General features: G+C 42.6%; 15 protein-coding genes. 4 read left to right on the top strand and 11 right to left on the bottom strand.

The window, feature by feature from the left end; translation table 11 throughout:
* Positions 1 to 152 precede the first annotated feature (152 nt).
* From pntB to L4C44_RS03175, 4 genes are all read right to left on the bottom strand, one after another.
* Positions 153 to 1,550: a Re/Si-specific NAD(P)(+) transhydrogenase subunit beta gene (gene pntB, locus L4C44_RS03190; RefSeq protein WP_060981310.1), complete on the bottom strand. Its 1,398-nt coding sequence runs from the start codon at positions 1,548 to 1,550 to the stop codon at positions 153 to 155.
* 10 nt (positions 1,551 to 1,560) lie between these two features.
* The gene (gene pntA / locus L4C44_RS03185) at positions 1,561 to 3,108 is read right to left on the bottom strand and encodes a Re/Si-specific NAD(P)(+) transhydrogenase subunit alpha (RefSeq protein ID WP_428804358.1); all 1,548 of its coding nucleotides are present in this window, start codon (positions 3,106 to 3,108) and stop codon (positions 1,561 to 1,563) included.
* A 299-nt stretch (positions 3,109 to 3,407) separates the two neighbouring features.
* Entirely contained in the window at positions 3,408 to 3,689 is a 282-nt protein-coding gene (locus tag L4C44_RS03180; protein ID WP_060981308.1) for an HlyU family transcriptional regulator, read from the bottom strand.
* A 39-nt stretch (positions 3,690 to 3,728) separates the two neighbouring features.
* Positions 3,729 to 4,097 carry a late competence development ComFB family protein gene (locus tag L4C44_RS03175; protein WP_060981307.1) on the bottom strand — a complete coding sequence of 123 codons (369 nt, stop codon included), beginning with the start codon at positions 4,095 to 4,097 and terminating at the stop codon, positions 3,729 to 3,731.
* 338 nt (positions 4,098 to 4,435) lie between these two features.
* Between L4C44_RS03175 and L4C44_RS03170 the strand changes: the two genes are divergently transcribed.
* Positions 4,436 to 5,677, top strand: a complete 1,242-nt coding sequence (locus L4C44_RS03170; RefSeq protein ID WP_060981306.1) for a GGDEF domain-containing protein — start codon at positions 4,436 to 4,438, stop codon at positions 5,675 to 5,677.
* A 52-nt stretch (positions 5,678 to 5,729) separates the two neighbouring features.
* Here the strand turns inward: L4C44_RS03170 and L4C44_RS03165 are convergent, their stop codons facing one another.
* Complete coding sequence (locus L4C44_RS03165; protein ID WP_146490445.1) at positions 5,730 to 6,761, bottom strand: Solitary outer membrane autotransporter beta-barrel domain; 1,032 nt, start codon at positions 6,759 to 6,761, stop codon at positions 5,730 to 5,732.
* Positions 6,762 to 6,838: 77 nt separating this feature from the next.
* A complete protein-coding gene (locus L4C44_RS03160) occupies positions 6,839 to 7,810 on the bottom strand; it encodes a diguanylate cyclase (RefSeq protein WP_171387816.1) in 972 nt (323 codons plus the stop codon).
* 131 nt (positions 7,811 to 7,941) lie between these two features.
* Between L4C44_RS03160 and L4C44_RS03155 the strand changes: the two genes are divergently transcribed.
* Positions 7,942 to 8,379 carry a DUF3069 domain-containing protein gene (locus tag L4C44_RS03155; protein WP_004731036.1) on the top strand — a complete coding sequence of 146 codons (438 nt, stop codon included), beginning with the start codon at positions 7,942 to 7,944 and terminating at the stop codon, positions 8,377 to 8,379.
* A 380-nt stretch (positions 8,380 to 8,759) separates the two neighbouring features.
* Here L4C44_RS03155 and modC read toward each other — a convergent pair whose 3' ends face one another.
* From modC to L4C44_RS03135, 4 genes are read right to left on the bottom strand one after another with little or no spacing between them, the layout of a single operon-like run.
* Positions 8,760 to 9,866, bottom strand: a complete 1,107-nt coding sequence (modC, locus tag L4C44_RS03150; protein WP_428804357.1) for a molybdenum ABC transporter ATP-binding protein ModC — start codon at positions 9,864 to 9,866, stop codon at positions 8,760 to 8,762.
* Positions 9,863 to 10,561, bottom strand: a complete 699-nt coding sequence (modB, locus tag L4C44_RS03145; RefSeq protein WP_146490443.1) for a molybdate ABC transporter permease subunit — start codon at positions 10,559 to 10,561, stop codon at positions 9,863 to 9,865. The genes modC and modB overlap by 4 nt, the downstream gene beginning before the upstream one ends.
* The gene (modA, locus tag L4C44_RS03140; protein WP_285954481.1) at positions 10,562 to 11,320 is read right to left on the bottom strand and encodes a molybdate ABC transporter substrate-binding protein; all 759 of its coding nucleotides are present in this window, start codon (positions 11,318 to 11,320) and stop codon (positions 10,562 to 10,564) included.
* 43 nt (positions 11,321 to 11,363) lie between these two features.
* Positions 11,364 to 12,842: a cobyric acid synthase gene (locus L4C44_RS03135; protein ID WP_428804356.1), complete on the bottom strand. Its 1,479-nt coding sequence runs from the start codon at positions 12,840 to 12,842 to the stop codon at positions 11,364 to 11,366.
* 280 nt (positions 12,843 to 13,122) lie between these two features.
* On the opposite strand from L4C44_RS03135, the gene L4C44_RS03130 reads away from it, so the two are divergent.
* Positions 13,123 to 13,521 (top strand): YgiW/YdeI family stress tolerance OB fold protein, encoded by a 399-nt coding sequence (locus tag L4C44_RS03130; RefSeq protein ID WP_428804355.1) that lies wholly within the window; start codon positions 13,123 to 13,125, stop codon positions 13,519 to 13,521.
* 98 nt (positions 13,522 to 13,619) lie between these two features.
* Entirely contained in the window at positions 13,620 to 14,144 is a 525-nt protein-coding gene (locus L4C44_RS03125) for a hypothetical protein (protein ID WP_019822713.1), read from the top strand.
* A gap of 100 nt (positions 14,145 to 14,244) precedes the next feature.
* On the opposite strand, the gene L4C44_RS03120 is transcribed toward L4C44_RS03125, so the two are convergent.
* A partial coding sequence (locus L4C44_RS03120; RefSeq protein WP_428804354.1) for an integrase core domain-containing protein occupies positions 14,245 to 14,454 on the bottom strand: 210 nt, incomplete at its 5' end.

Below are 14,454 nucleotides of genomic sequence, written 5' to 3'. Positions count from 1 at the left end.
CACAAGTTTAGTGGATGAATCCAACGATCATTCGAACACGTTTTGCGTCAGTTTCCACGTCCTACTTGTTATTAGTTTTGAGTAAAGCAACTTACTGAGAACAAAAAAAGGAGCTCAACGAGCTCCTTTTTAGTTATCACACAAAGTGCTTTCTATAGATGTTCTAGAATACCTAGACAGCTCTGTTTCGCATCACCAAACAGCATCTGCGTGTTCTCTTTGAAGAACAATGGGTTTTGTACACCTGCGTAACCCGTATTCATCGAACGTTTGAATACGATAACGTTCTGAGCATTCCAAACTTCAAGTACTGGCATTCCAGCAATTGGACTGTTTGGATCTTCAAGCGCAGCTGGGTTAACGGTGTCATTTGCACCAATAACCAATACAGTATCTGTCTCACTTAAGTCGTCGTTGATTTCGTCCATTTCAAGAACGATATCGTAAGGCACTTTCGCTTCAGCGAGGAGTACGTTCATGTGACCCGGTAACCTACCCGCTACTGGGTGGATACCAAATCGAACATTGATGCCCTGCGCTCGTAGCTTCTCAGTGATTTCATGCACTGGGTATTGAGCTTGAGCTACAGCCATGCCGTATCCTGGGGTAATGATGACAGACTTTGAGTTTTTCAACATGTCAGCTACATCTTCAGCTGATGTTTCGCGGTGCTCACCCTGCTCTTCATCGCCATCAGACACCACCACTTCTTGGCCGAATCCACCAGCAATAACGCTAATAAACGAACGGTTCATCGCCTTACACATGATGTAAGACAGAATCGCACCTGACGAACCAACCAATGCACCTGTTACGATAAGCAGATCGTTTGCAAGCATGAAACCTGCCGCCGCCGCTGCCCAACCAGAGTAAGAGTTAAGCATAGAGACAACCACTGGCATATCTGCGCCGCCAATCGATGCCACTAGGTGGTAACCGAATGCGAATGCGATAAGTGTCATCACCATAAGCGCGAACATGCTGCCGTCCGCTTTAACGAACATAATCATTAGCAATGTAGAAGCAACGATAGCCGCTAGGTTCCACTTGTGCTTATGAGGGATGTTCAATGCAGACGAAGAGATAACGCCGCGAAGCTTACCAAACGCAACAATAGAACCTGTAAACGTCACCGCACCGATAAACACGCCAAGGAACACTTCCACTAGGTGGATAACGTGCTCTGCATGAATATCTGCAGGGTTGATAGAAACAGCAGCAGGTGGATCAATATAACTGTTGTAACCCACAAGTACCGCCGCCATACCTACGAAGCTGTGCAGAATTGCCACCAGCTCAGGCATCTCAGTCATTTCTACTTTTCTTGCGTAGTGGATACCAATACCACCACCGATCACCATAGCAATGATGATCCATACAATACCTGCAGAATGAGGGCCAAAGATCGTTGCGATCAACGCGATTGCCATACCTGTGATACCGTAATAGTTACCTGCACGTGCAGATTCCTGTTTCGATAACCCAGCCAAGCTCATTATAAAGAATACAGCAGCAACAATATAAGCTGCTTGTACTAATCCTTCAGACATCTGTTACTCCTTAGTCTTTACGGAACATTTCAAGCATACGTTTGGTCACAGTAAAGCCACCAAAGATATTGATACTTGCAATTAATACGGCAATAAATGATAAGAACGTGACGACGCCACTTCCTTGTCCTATCTGTAACAGTGCACCGACTACAATGATGCCTGAAATCGCGTTAGTCACGGACATCAGAGGCGTATGCAGAGAATGGCTTACATTCCAAACTACGTAATAACCCACCACACAAGCGAGAACAAAAACGGTAAAGTGAGATAAGAACGCAGCAGGAGCAACCGACGCTATCCAAGCGAAAGCACCAACCGCAATTGCAATGCCGGCGACTTTCTTGACTGGAGACACAGGTTGTTGAACCTTCGGTGGAGCTTTAGCTTCTTCAGGTTTAACTTGTTGTGGTTGAGCTGACACTTGAATTGGTGGCGCAGGCCAAGTAACTTCGCCCTCTTTAACCACAGTTACACCACGCAGCACGACATCTTCAAAGTCAATATTGATGTTGCCATCTTTCTCTTTACATAGCAGCTTAAGTAGGTTGACTAGGTTAGTGGCGTATAGCTGAGATGACTGAGTCGGCAGTCGACCAACCATATCGGTGTAACCAACAACTTTTACGCCATTAGCGGTTGTGATCACTTGATCTGCAACCGTGTATTCACAGTTACCGCCATTCGCAGCTGCAAGGTCAACAATAACGCTACCTGCACTCATGCTGTCTACCATCTCTTTAGTAATCAGCTTAGGTGCCGGACGACCTGGAATCAGTGCCGTTGTAATGATGATGTCAACGTCTTTCGCTTGAGCCGCATAAAGCTCTTCCGCTTTCTTGTTGAATGCTTCAGACATCTCTTTTGCGTAGCCATCACCCGCGCTGGTATCTTCCTTGAAATCGACTTCCAAGAACTCAGCGCCCATAGACTCGACTTGTTCTTTAACTTCAGGACGAACGTCGAACGAACGAACGATCGCACCCAAACTACCCGCAGCGCCAATTGCCGCTAGACCAGCAACACCCGCACCAGCAACCAGTACTTTCGCTGGTGGAACTTTACCTGCCGCTGTAATTTGACCCGTGAAGAATCGACCAAATTCATGCGCCGCTTCAACCACAGCACGATAACCCGCGATGTTAGCCATAGAACTCAATGCATCTAGCGCTTGAGCTCTTGAAATACGAGGTACAGAGTCCATCGCCATCACATTGATGTTACGACTGGACAATTGTTCCATTAATTCAGGATTTTGAGCAGGCCAAATAAAGCTGACCAATGTTGCGCCATCTTTAAGTAGCTCGATTTCATTTTTAGACTCGTCAACGATCGGAGCGTTAACTTTAAAGATAATATCGGATTTCCAAGCTTCATCTGCGGTAACAACTTTTGCTCCAGCTTGTTCATAAGCTGCATCTTCAAAACTTGCTAACGCACCTGCTTGTGATTCAACACAAACTTCAAATCCTAATTTTAGAAGCTGTTCTACCGATTTCGGCGAAGCAGCGACTCGCGTTTCACCTGCGAGTGTTTCTCTTGGTACACCAATTTGCATAGCTATTCCTTGACTATTGGCACAATGACTTATTCGTTTGTATCTAACGACAACTAATACTTCAAGCGTTTTGTTCAAAGAACAGGAAAAGTTATTACTTATAACGATTTGGATGGATTTTGAGCGCTTCATTTGAAGAAATGACGATCCTCTCGAACAAAGAGGTCAAACCACTTGCAAATAATCCTTTAAATAACAACCTTCTAGCTGTTCTTTATCCCTAAAACTAAAAAGAGCTTTCAGCATATACACTGAAAGCTCTCTAAATTATGACCAACATCAATTCTAACCCTAATTGGTTAGCTAAATATATTGTCGCCCATTTGGTCGATGAACATCTGCGATTTTTTAAGCATCAATTCATCGGCATCTTGTTTGTTTGAAACAACATCTGAACGAATGAAACGGTGGGTTTTGATTTCACCATCGAATTCTTTCTCGATTCGCCCAGCAACACGGTATTGACCAGATTCTGCAATGGCATCTTGATAGATATTGAAGCCTTTATATTCGATTGGTTCAATCTCTACTTTTTGTTCGGTTTTTTCTTTGCCACCAAATAATCTAGAAAAAAATCCCACGTTTTATACTCCTTAAATGACCGTATTAACCCTAAACTATCATGAGTGTTTACGGTTCAACAATGGCTTTTCATACCATTGCAATTCTACATCTTCATCAAAATTGTGTTGACTAAATATAACGGGCACATTGTCGTCACGTTCGCGTCTTCTATCGTCAATAATCATGCTTTCCGCATTCTTGACTGCGATCTCACTATTTCGTTTATAGAGCACCAGTTTGTCTTCTGGTAATGCCGAAAGAAAATCGATATCGAAACGAATATAAATAGGTTTAAGCTGCCCTAAAGCCAAGCACGCAAGATCAGCCAGCTGTTCGTTGGTATAATTAGACACATATTCCTCGGTAGCCAAAACATGACCAACCAGAGTTTCCATATAGTTATGTACATCAACACTAATTTGCATACTACACCTCCATTTGTAGCTATCACGACAGATCGTGTTCTAGCCTGATTGGCAACGACCTACATATTGTTACCTTACTATACCCTACTCATTACTACAGATTTACTAACTACATGTTAACTAACTATAACGACTAATTAATTTCTCATATATACTATGTAGTTCGTTCTATGGTTAATAGCAACTCAAATACATATAAAAAGAGTTGCACCAATAGCGACCTATGACTATGTTTTTGCTCTGATTTAGGCAAAAAGCTTGGCAATCGCTTGTTTAACCGTATCCTACGTATAAAATTAAATTATAAGATCATCAGTATAGTTAGGCTCACCAAATAAATGGCATCTTCTTTTGTAACGTCGAGCATGTTTCGATTTTGCTTCCCCCTATTTTTATTGGCAATTATACTCGCTGGTATGAACAACGTCATTCTTGTGACGGATTCAAACTTAGGGTTTGCTAGCAACCTTCCATATATCCTATTGAGCGTTGCCGTTTTACTATGCCATACATTCAGACAAGGGCGTATGGCCATGGTGTCATCAACCATGCTAGTAGCATACCTGATCATCCAAGTTCGCTTACAAACGCCTCTTAATACCGGAACGACTTTGTTAGAACTATCGCTTCTTGCGGCATTAGTTCCTGTAACCTGTTTATTGGTGTATGCATTTCCTGACAACGGCGTAAACTCAAAATCCATGCTCCTCTACGCGATCGTTCTGGTTCTTTTCATGGTTTGGGCACAATTGATCGTTTCTCACTTCCATGCTGGTGGGTTTGAATCATGGAGTGAAGGCCTTCTTTTTGTTGTCAGAGATTTCTCAAAACTGCCTTTGGTTCTAGTGTTATATAGCCTTTGCTTACTTGGCCTTACAGCCATTCTTGTGTTGGTGTATAACCGCTCTATTGATGTTGTCGTTTATAGCGCAATCTTGCTTTCTTCTTGTACGTTCATCTTCTTTGACGTGCAATATATCTCTAGCACAATGTTCTCGTTATCAGGCACTTTGATCATCGTTTATGTGATGTCTGCCAGCCACGATATGGCCTTTAATGACCAATTGACTAACATCCCTGGCCGACATGCCTTAGAAGTGGATATGAAGCATCTAGGACGTAAGTATTCAATGGCCATGGTTGATATCGATCATTTCAAAAAATTTAACGATACGTACGGCCATGACATTGGCGACGACGTATTGAAGCTAGTAGCACGTATATTGAGAGAGACCACGGGTGGAGCTAAAGCTTATCGCTATGGTGGTGAAGAGTTCACGATCATTTTTAAAGGCAAATACTCGGAACAAGTTAAAGAACACCTTCAAACTTTGATTTCCGAGATTCAGAACTACGACATGACGATTCGTAATAGCCACGAGCGTCCTGATGATCATGAAGTGGGTATGAAAAAGCGTGGTAAGAACGGCAAACCATCGGAAGTAGTAAATGTGACAGTAAGCATTGGACTGTCTGATAGCACGACTACCAAACACCCTGAAGAAGTATTAAAGCTTGCCGACAAAGCGCTTTACAAAGCGAAAGAAACTGGTCGAAACAAGCTATGTGTTGATAGCTAAACGCAAGTGTTGATAGCTAAACGTAATTGTTGATAACTAGACTAAAGGGAGCTTAATCTTGGTTAAAGAAGATAACTAAGCTCCCTCCTTTTAAACTACTTCCGTAGTTGATCGTAAATCCAATTCCCACATTATCGACCCATTCATTAAATAGATTTGGATTAAGCAACCAACCTACACTGCCCTCATAGTAAGAAGTGGTACCCATAGAAGCCACGGTGTCACCGCCAATATCAATTCTTCTAATACTTGAGTACATTGATGTGATATTTTTATCCCAACGTACTAGATCATAAAAAATCTTGGCCTCATTAGCGATATACCAACCTTCAGGGTTTCCGATATCACCGTTATTGGCTTCTCCCCAACCTACACCATTAAAGTAGTGCCAACTGGTACTGAGCTTGTATTTACCCCAATCATTCTTGTCTTCGAAAGTCAGCTTGATCTTAGGCTCAATGATGTATGCCCATGCATCAGTATTATAATAGAGCCCGTCCAATTGATCTTGAATAGGTTCAAGCAATGAAGATCGATATTCAAAGTCATTACGGTAATATGAAATATGGTTACCAATTGCCGAACTGAAGCTCCAGTGTTCGTTGAGTTGAGACACATTGGCAAACGCCACGTAACCAGAAATCACTGACTCTTTTTGAAAGTCACTTTTAATTGTTGACGCATATTCCACATCATTCTCAATTCGTAACGCTGAGAGGCGTAGCGTTACCTCTTGATGGTTGTCTTCAATGTAACTTGGTAGTTCAAATGTATAAGGGAGACTGAGGGAGGTGATGTTTTGTCGGCGACTCACTGAATCATTCGAACCAATATCTTCATTGTCCAAGCTCAACACTTTATTTGGATCGAAATTATTGATACCAAAGGTAAAAACATCAGTATCATTAAGTAATACACTGGTAGCAAAGCGCTGCTCTAATTCCTTACGGAAGAGATCAGACAGGGAGCTGGCATATACGGTGGTTGACACTGTAGTTAAAAATAGAGGAGCCGCGGTTAAAAATAGAGGAACCGCAAGCGCCCAATAGGTGTTAGTCACAGAAAATGACTTTGAATGTGGCATTTCTTTTATCACTTAAAGCATTTCCTAGCTCAAATGCTAGTAAAGTATAAATTCAAATATCTAAAAGAGCTCATCAACTAACGTGCTAGCTCTAAAATGTTGCGTTGTATAAAGGTATTTCTGCCACTTTGTTTCGCTTGATAAAGCGCTTGGTCAACCTTTTCGTAAATAGAGGCGATAGATTCACCACCTTCTGGTACAAATGACAACACACCTTGTGACGCTGTCACTCTATCGGACACCGTTGAATAATCGTGGACGTAATTCATTTCATGTAACGCTTCTTTTATACGTATCGCCTGTTGCATAGCAGCATCACTATCCGTATCACTTAAAATAAGAACAAACTCTTCACCGCCATAGCGACCGACAAACTCTCCCGCTCGAACAAAAAGCAGCCTCAAGGTATTAGCAAGCTCTTGCAAGCACTTATCCCCTTGAATATGGCCGTAATTATCGTTGTAAGGCTTAAAGAAGTCTACATCTAGTAATATGACTGTCATTGATATATTACGTCTTCCATGCCACGCTATGCTCTCTTCAAGCTTAGTGTCCATATATCGACGGTTATACAATTTAGTCAGGCCATCTTCATTGGCTTGTTGCTGCAGGAGGATATTCAGCTCTTCGAGTTTGGCGGTACTCTGTTTTAACTCTCGCCTCATATGCGCGATACGCTGCATCGCAATCAACTTGGAATTCAAAACAACTTTGTTCACAGGCTTTATCAGATAATCATCCCCACCAGCATCAATCGCTTTCGCAATCATTTCAGGTTCTTCATGACCACTCAAAAAGATGATAGGAACCCATTCTGGGAATTGCCTGCGAACCTCGTTAGCAACCTCAAAACCATCCATGTCTGGCATACTGATATCAAGCAACACAAGTTCAGGATCAAAATCAGAATAGACATTCAGGGCTTCTTTTCCGCTACCGACAGCTTCTACAATATGACCCAGCTGCTTGAGTCGAATAGCAAGTTGCATCCTGTCTAGTTGAACGTCATCAACCAGCAATATGCGCATCGAAGATCCCTTTTCTATCATCACATCACCTTTATCTAGTGTTGAATATTCAAAGTAGCTCAAATTTGAGCTTAAATCATGCCCTAATCTCTATATTATATTGACTTTTTTACAGATCTTTTTAGCATTGTTTCTTTTTAAAGAGAAATACTATGTCAGACGCTACAAACAACGAAGTACAAGAAATCGATTTAACCACTATCTCACCAGAGCTTCGCCAAGTTATCGAATTTGATGAAGTGCCTAAAGAGATGCACAACATGGTTACTTCTATTCATGAGGTGTCTGAAGAAGCAGTGCGTGAAACTTGGAGCAGCCTTCCAGCAAGCGCACAAAATGTTTTGGACAATTTTGAGCAGTTCCACGCTCTAATCTCTGTTAGCCAAGCTTTTGCTGGCGTAAACATGATGGAAGAGTTCCCTACTCTTAAACTTCCAGAAGGCATGTCTGATGAAGAAAAAGAAGAGTACCGAGCTCAACTGCTTGACCAAATTTTACATAACTGTGTAAAAGACATGGCTAAGCAAATCAAGAAAGCGCGTCGCGATGCTATCTTGAAGCGTGATTTCAAAGAAGTTTTCATCCGCTAAGCTATTCATCGCATCTAAATTTAGGTTGAATGTTTAACGAAAACTTAATGATTAAGCCGTATGTTAATTAAAACATGCGGCTTTTTTGTGCCTGCAGCTTTTTCTGTTCGTTGCTTGAGAGCTTCGCTCACAATATCTTTGTGTGTTTTGCCACTGAAACTCTTGTCAGTGTCGCTTTTGACATTCTACAAATAAGTAATATGCCTTAACACTCATACAGTGTGGCGCAAAACTGGCAGTGATACCGTATAAAAATGACGCATGTATCCATTCATGGAATCAAGATCGAGTTTTACAAACTATAGAATAAAAATAAGAACGAAAAACACCGCGTGAACTTAATACCTTGCCACGAGAATTTGATAACTTGCCGTATGGACTTAGTGTGTTACAGCGATATCTCTTTGAGCGACACTTACACCTTTTATTTGCACATAAACACGTTGTCCAATTTCTAGGTTCAACTCATCAAGCGCCCACAATGTAATGGTTGCCCATAGATAGCATCCAGGCTCCAATTCTAACTCTACAGCCACACTCTGCTTATTCGTGCCTTGTTGATGCGTCTCTACGCTTTTAATCGTGACTGGAAGGATATTACGTATCGAAGTCCCTGTTGGCTGTTCTAGCGTGATGGAGACGTCATTTGCCCTCACTTGCAACCTCACCGTAGCACCAAGCTTGCTTGATACTTTCTGAACCCAAAGTGACGTCGATTTACCTAGCGTTAAACGAGACAGCGCATAGTCATCATTGTGTTCTGCTAATGTTCCTTCAAACAGTGAGCTTTGCTCTGAGAAAGATTGCCAAGGTTGCATCGCTCTCGATGCCCATACCTCTTCCGTCGCGCCCGATGAAATAACTTTACCTTGGTCAATAATCACAAGGTGATTTGCCAAGCGTAAAATTTCATTGAGGCTATGAGTGACATAGATGATCGGTATTTGCACGCTTTCGGATAAGTTTTCCAGAAACGGCATTACTTCGCGCTTACGGGGCAAGTCGAGAGATGCCAATGGCTCATCCATCAACAAAATACTTGGCTTTGATAACAAGGCACGGCCAATCGCCACTCGTTGCTTCTCACCGCCAGACAAACGTGCAGGGTAACGATCAAGCAATGAACCTAAAGACAATAGCGAGACAATTTGTTCAAAGTGCGCTTTATCAACACCTTTCATACCGTACTTAAGATTAGCCCCTACCTTCATGTGTGGGAACAAGCGTGACTCTTGAAATACATAGCCCACATTGCGTTTGTGAGTCGGCAGGTTAATGCCATTTTGACTATCAAACAGAGTGGTTCCAGATACGCTGATCAAACCTTTATCTGGCTGTTTAAGACCACTAATCGCATTGATAAGTGAGGTTTTACCTGCACCAGAACGTCCAAAAATTGCAGTAATGCCACTGCTAGGCAGTTCTAAATCGATATCAAAAAATGTTTCACCAAGCTGTTGCTGATACCGGAGGATCAAAGCACTCATGCATTACCTCCTAATCGCTGTGCAGACTTTTTGTTAAGCCATTCAGATAGCATCAATGAACTAAGGGCAATCACAATAGAAATGATACACAAACGCGCTGCTTCCATTTCCGCACCAGGGGTTTCAATAAAGGTATACATGGCCAATGGAATGGTTTGAGTTTCGCCGGGAATATTTGAAACGAAGCTGATCGTCGCACCAAACTCACCTAGGCTTCTTGCGAATGAAAGCATGGTGCCGGTAATGATCCCAGGGATCATCAAGGGCAAAGTTATCGTAAAAAACACGCGAACAGGTGAAGCCCCCAGTGTGGCAGCGGCCTCTTCAAGCTTACTGTCTACGGTTTCTAGGCTCAACCTGATAGAACGAACCATCAACGGCAACGCCACAACCACGCAAGCAAGTGCCGCGCCCTTCCAGCTAAAGCTGAATACAATACCAAACACGTCATTGAGCCACGAGCCAATAATGCCTTGCCTACCCATCATCACTAACAGTAAATAACCGATGACCACTGGTGGCAATACCAAAGGTAAATGGACAATACTCTCTACAATACTTTTGCCTACAAATTGCTTCTTAGCAAGCAGCCAGGCTAAGCCAATGCCGATAGGGATAAGCCATAAGATGGCAAACCCAGCAACTTTCAAGCTCAGCAATAAGGCTTGATATTCGTATTCCGATAAATACATCATTTAACGCACTTCAAATCCAAAACTGTTCAAGGTGTCCTTCGCTTTTTCGCTATTAAGGAAAGTATAGAACTCTTCTGCAACGACTGTATCGCTCAATCTCGCTACAGGGTAACGTATTGGCGTATGTAAATCTGATGGGAACGTCTTTACTAGGTTCACTTCTTTAGACAGCAGCGCATCTGTTTTGTAAACAATACCAAGCTTAGCCTCACTGCGCTCTACTAAAGCTAAGGCCATACGAACATTGTTACTTGGTGCTAATCTAGTCTTCACATCGTCCCATACACCTAACGTTTCTAACGCCTCTTTAGCGTAGATACCCGCAGGAACAGAAGTGGTATTGCCCACAGCAAGCCTTTCATTAGTAAGCAGTTTAGCCCATTGATCACCTTTTGACAGGCTCAGTGATATCGACGTCTCTTTTGGGGCTATCAACACAAGTTCGTTTTCACATAGATTTGTGACATTGTCACTAGAAACCAATTTACTATCGACTAGGTACGTCATCCATTTCTCATTTGCCGAGATAAAGATGTCGGCTGGTGCTCCTCTTTCGATTTGTCGTACCAAAGAAGATGTGCTCGCATACACAGGAATCACATCGACAGAATGGTCTTTCTCAAACTCTTCAACCAACAAGTTGACTGCATTGGTCATTGAAGATGCAGCATAAACTCGTAGCTTTTCGGCAGCCAAAAGATGACTAGAACTCAATACCGAAGTTAAGGCCATGGTTAAAAGGAAGACTCGCTTTTTCATTGTTATCACTTATCTATGTTCGTTTAGGTTCTTTAGCTAACTTCTAAATGGCGGCCAAAGCTGTTAATTCTGGCCAAAGCAGGTCAAGATTTAAGTACTCTTCGATGGCATCCGCGATTCGATTAATACCCAGCTCTTTAAGCTGTTCGTGGTCAATCGCTGTCACATCGTTGGCTCCTGCCCATTCGCAAATAAGCGACAACGCATCACTGTTGTCGAATACGCCATGCAGGTAAGTACCAAAAATCGAGCTGTCTTGATTTACAGCGCCGTCTAGGCTGCCAGATTCTAACTGAACCGGTAAGGCTGTTTCATTGACATCAGTCCTACCTACGTGAATTTCATAACCTTTTACTTGTGCTGATTTTCCATCCAGCGTCATGGTACCGCGCACGTTAGTTAAGGTTTTCTGTTGCGTTAAAGTCGTTTCAGTATCGAGATACCCTAACCCTTCACTGCTGCCGGGGTCACCCTCAACTCCATCCGGATCGTGTATGATCTTTCCTAGCATCTGGTAACCGCCACAAATACCCATCACTTTGCCGCCTAAACGTAGGTGGCGCTGAATATCTTTGTCCCAGCCTTGCTCTTTTAAGTAATCCAAATCGGCTCTTACTGATTTTGTACCCGGCAAGATAATCAAATCCGCGTTGTTTACACGCTCGCCTTTGCCTACGTAACGTAAATCAATGGAAGGATTGAGCCTTAGTGCATCAAAGTCTGTGTGATTGCTAATTCGGGTTAGCACAGGCACCACGACTTTAAGTTTAGCTTCTCCGTCAGACTCTTGGGCTGAAGTAATGGCATCTTCCGCTTCTAGGTTAAAACCATGGAGATATGGCAATACACCAATCACTGGCTTGCCGGTTTTCTCTTCTAGCCAATCAAGGCCAGATTGAAGCAGCGCAATATCGCCTCTAAAGCGGTTTATCACAAAGCCTTTTACGCGAGCTTGTTCAGATTCAGATAACAGAGCCAACGTGCCGTAGAGGTGCGCAAAAACGCCACCACGGTCAATGTCAGCAACAATGATCACTGGGATATCCGCCTTTTCAGCAAATCCCATGTTCGCAATATCATTTTCGCGGAGGTTAATTTCAGCTGGGCTACCCGCGCCTTCAATCATCACGCTTTCGTATTCTTCAGAAAGTCGGTCAAATGAGTCAATAACGGTATCCATCGCCACTTTCTTGTAATCATGATAGCCCGTTGCTTCCATATTACTGATCGCTCGGCCTTGCAGAATCACTTGTGCGCCAGTATCTGAATTAGGTTTTAGCAATACCGGATTCATGTGAACAGTGGGTTCAATGTTACAAGCTTGCGCCTGAACCGCTTGAGCGCGACCAATTTCGCCGCCATCTTTTGTCACCGCACTGTTTAACGCCATGTTTTGTGGCTTAAAAGGTGCCACTTTGATCCCTTTCCTTGCCAAAACACGGCATAAACCTGCCACCAAAACACTTTTTCCGGCATCTGACGTTGTCCCTTGAACCATAAGGGCGTTTAACGGTGATCGCATCTGTACTTAAATCCTTAATTTCTTAATGTTCAATTTATAGCTGTACGCAATATCTCTCTGCCTCCATCTTAACGCCATTGCCGAGTAGATGCTCAATAAAATGAATGGAAAATGAATGTGTTACTCACTCTGGATTCAACCCCAGTGTTGTTTAATAGCTCCATCGAAACGAAGCTTATGAACAATAAGCAGCGCATCAACAAATAAAACGTACTAACGAAAAGAGACGTTTCAAATTCAGAAAAACGTTTCTACTAAAAACAACATTAAGGGATTCACCATGAAAAAAACTGTATTAGCTATCGCATCTACTATTATCCTTGCTCCTACTTTCGCAATGGCTGATGACCACAAAGATAACTCCAATCACGCCAACAACAGCAAGCACGAGAGCGCTATTGCTTACACTGGACCAATTGAAACCGTTTCTGTTGCAACACTACTTGCTGACACAAGCATGTTCGCAGAGCAAGAAGCGATTGTGGATGGCAAGATTGTTCGTCAACTAAAGAATGATACGTTTGTCTTCTCTGATGGACAGAGTGAAATTCAGATCGAACTGGATGATGATATCCGTCTTGCGCAACCCCTAACCGCAGATACAAAGGTTCGCATCTTTGGTGAATATGAAGGCGGAAAGACACCTGAAATCGAAGTAGATCATATCCAGGTTCTATAAGCGATTAATATAAAAATACTGACTTTAAATAATTGGCCTGCATATTGCAGGCTTTTTTGTATTATACTGCCGCAAAATACAATTTATATGGAGTCACCATGCTAGGTTGCACGAATAAGACTGTCCTTTTAGGACTCGCTGCACTGTGTTCATTCTCTGCGTCTGCAAACAACTTTAACTACAACACATTCGAGCTGCGAATGGGGACTAGCCCAAGTACTTTCGGTGGTGAAGTCACGACAATGTTCACTCAGAACTCTCACTTTGTTGCTCGTATCGATTCAGAATTTGAAAGTGATTGGGATGCCGCAGTAGGTATGGGATTCAACGGCCCAATCAGTCAATTTGCTGACGTTACTGGTCAAATGCTGTTACACAACATTGAACGTAATGATGACAATCACATTAAAACAGAAATCAATATTGGCTTAAGAGCTTGGTTAATGGCAAACGTTGAAGTTAACGCACGCCTTGGACAACTGATAGACAATGATGACACTCGTTCTATTGTCGGTATTGGTGCTCGCTTCCACTCAACCGATCAACTGTCTGTTGGCCTTGATATGCGAAACAACGGTACTTACGGTCACCAAATCCTAATGTCGGCTCGATTCGGCTTCTAAGCCAGATTTTGTACCTAGGTTTTATTAATAAGCTAGGGTTTCGTCACTAAGTAGTAAATAGCCGAATGACCCGTCCTGATATGGGTTGACACTTGATTGACTAAAACGCTCGATGTATTTCATCGGGCGTTTTGTATTTTAGAGCTGTGTGAGGCCTATATTCATTATAGATTTTTACTGATTCAGCGACCATTTTCTTTGCTTCATCTAAATCATTCGGTTTATTCAACAGATACTCCATCTTCAATATTCCGTTGATCCTCTCTGCCAACGCATTCTGATAACAGTCATAGCCATCAGTCATTGATTG

It is taken from the genome of Vibrio satsumensis (assembly GCF_050337435.1).
In the GTDB taxonomy this organism is placed as follows: domain Bacteria; phylum Pseudomonadota; class Gammaproteobacteria; order Enterobacterales; family Vibrionaceae; genus Vibrio; species Vibrio satsumensis.
Note: the sequence above shows the minus strand (reverse complement) of the source record. Positions and strands in the feature narration are given on the sequence as shown.

Bases quoted from the DNA above. Each gene is read 5' to 3' on its own strand.
- L4C44_RS03170 (WP_060981306.1), top strand. From the start codon at position 4,436: ATGGCATCTTCTTTTGTAACGTCGAGCATGTTTCGATTTTGCTTCCCC.
- L4C44_RS03165 (WP_146490445.1), bottom strand. From the start codon at position 6,761: ATGCCACATTCAAAGTCATTTTCTGTGACTAACACCTATTGGGCGCTT.
- L4C44_RS03160 (WP_171387816.1), bottom strand. From the start codon at position 7,810: ATGATAGAAAAGGGATCTTCGATGCGCATATTGCTGGTTGATGACGTT.
- pntA (WP_428804358.1), bottom strand. From the start codon at position 3,108: ATGCAAATTGGTGTACCAAGAGAAACACTCGCAGGTGAAACGCGAGTC.
- L4C44_RS03130 (WP_428804355.1), top strand. From the start codon at position 13,123: ATGAAAAAAACTGTATTAGCTATCGCATCTACTATTATCCTTGCTCCT.
- modC (WP_428804357.1), bottom strand. From the start codon at position 9,866: ATGAGTGCTTTGATCCTCCGGTATCAGCAACAGCTTGGTGAAACATTT.
- L4C44_RS03155 (WP_004731036.1), top strand. From the start codon at position 7,942: ATGTCAGACGCTACAAACAACGAAGTACAAGAAATCGATTTAACCACT.
- L4C44_RS03135 (WP_428804356.1), bottom strand. From the start codon at position 12,842: ATGCGATCACCGTTAAACGCCCTTATGGTTCAAGGGACAACGTCAGAT.
- modB (WP_146490443.1), bottom strand. From the start codon at position 10,561: ATGATGTATTTATCGGAATACGAATATCAAGCCTTATTGCTGAGCTTG.
- L4C44_RS03175 (WP_060981307.1), bottom strand. From the start codon at position 4,097: ATGCAAATTAGTGTTGATGTACATAACTATATGGAAACTCTGGTTGGT.
- modA (WP_285954481.1), bottom strand. From the start codon at position 11,320: ATGAAAAAGCGAGTCTTCCTTTTAACCATGGCCTTAACTTCGGTATTG.
- L4C44_RS03125 (WP_019822713.1), top strand. From the start codon at position 13,620: ATGCTAGGTTGCACGAATAAGACTGTCCTTTTAGGACTCGCTGCACTG.
- pntB (WP_060981310.1), bottom strand. From the start codon at position 1,550: ATGTCTGAAGGATTAGTACAAGCAGCTTATATTGTTGCTGCTGTATTC.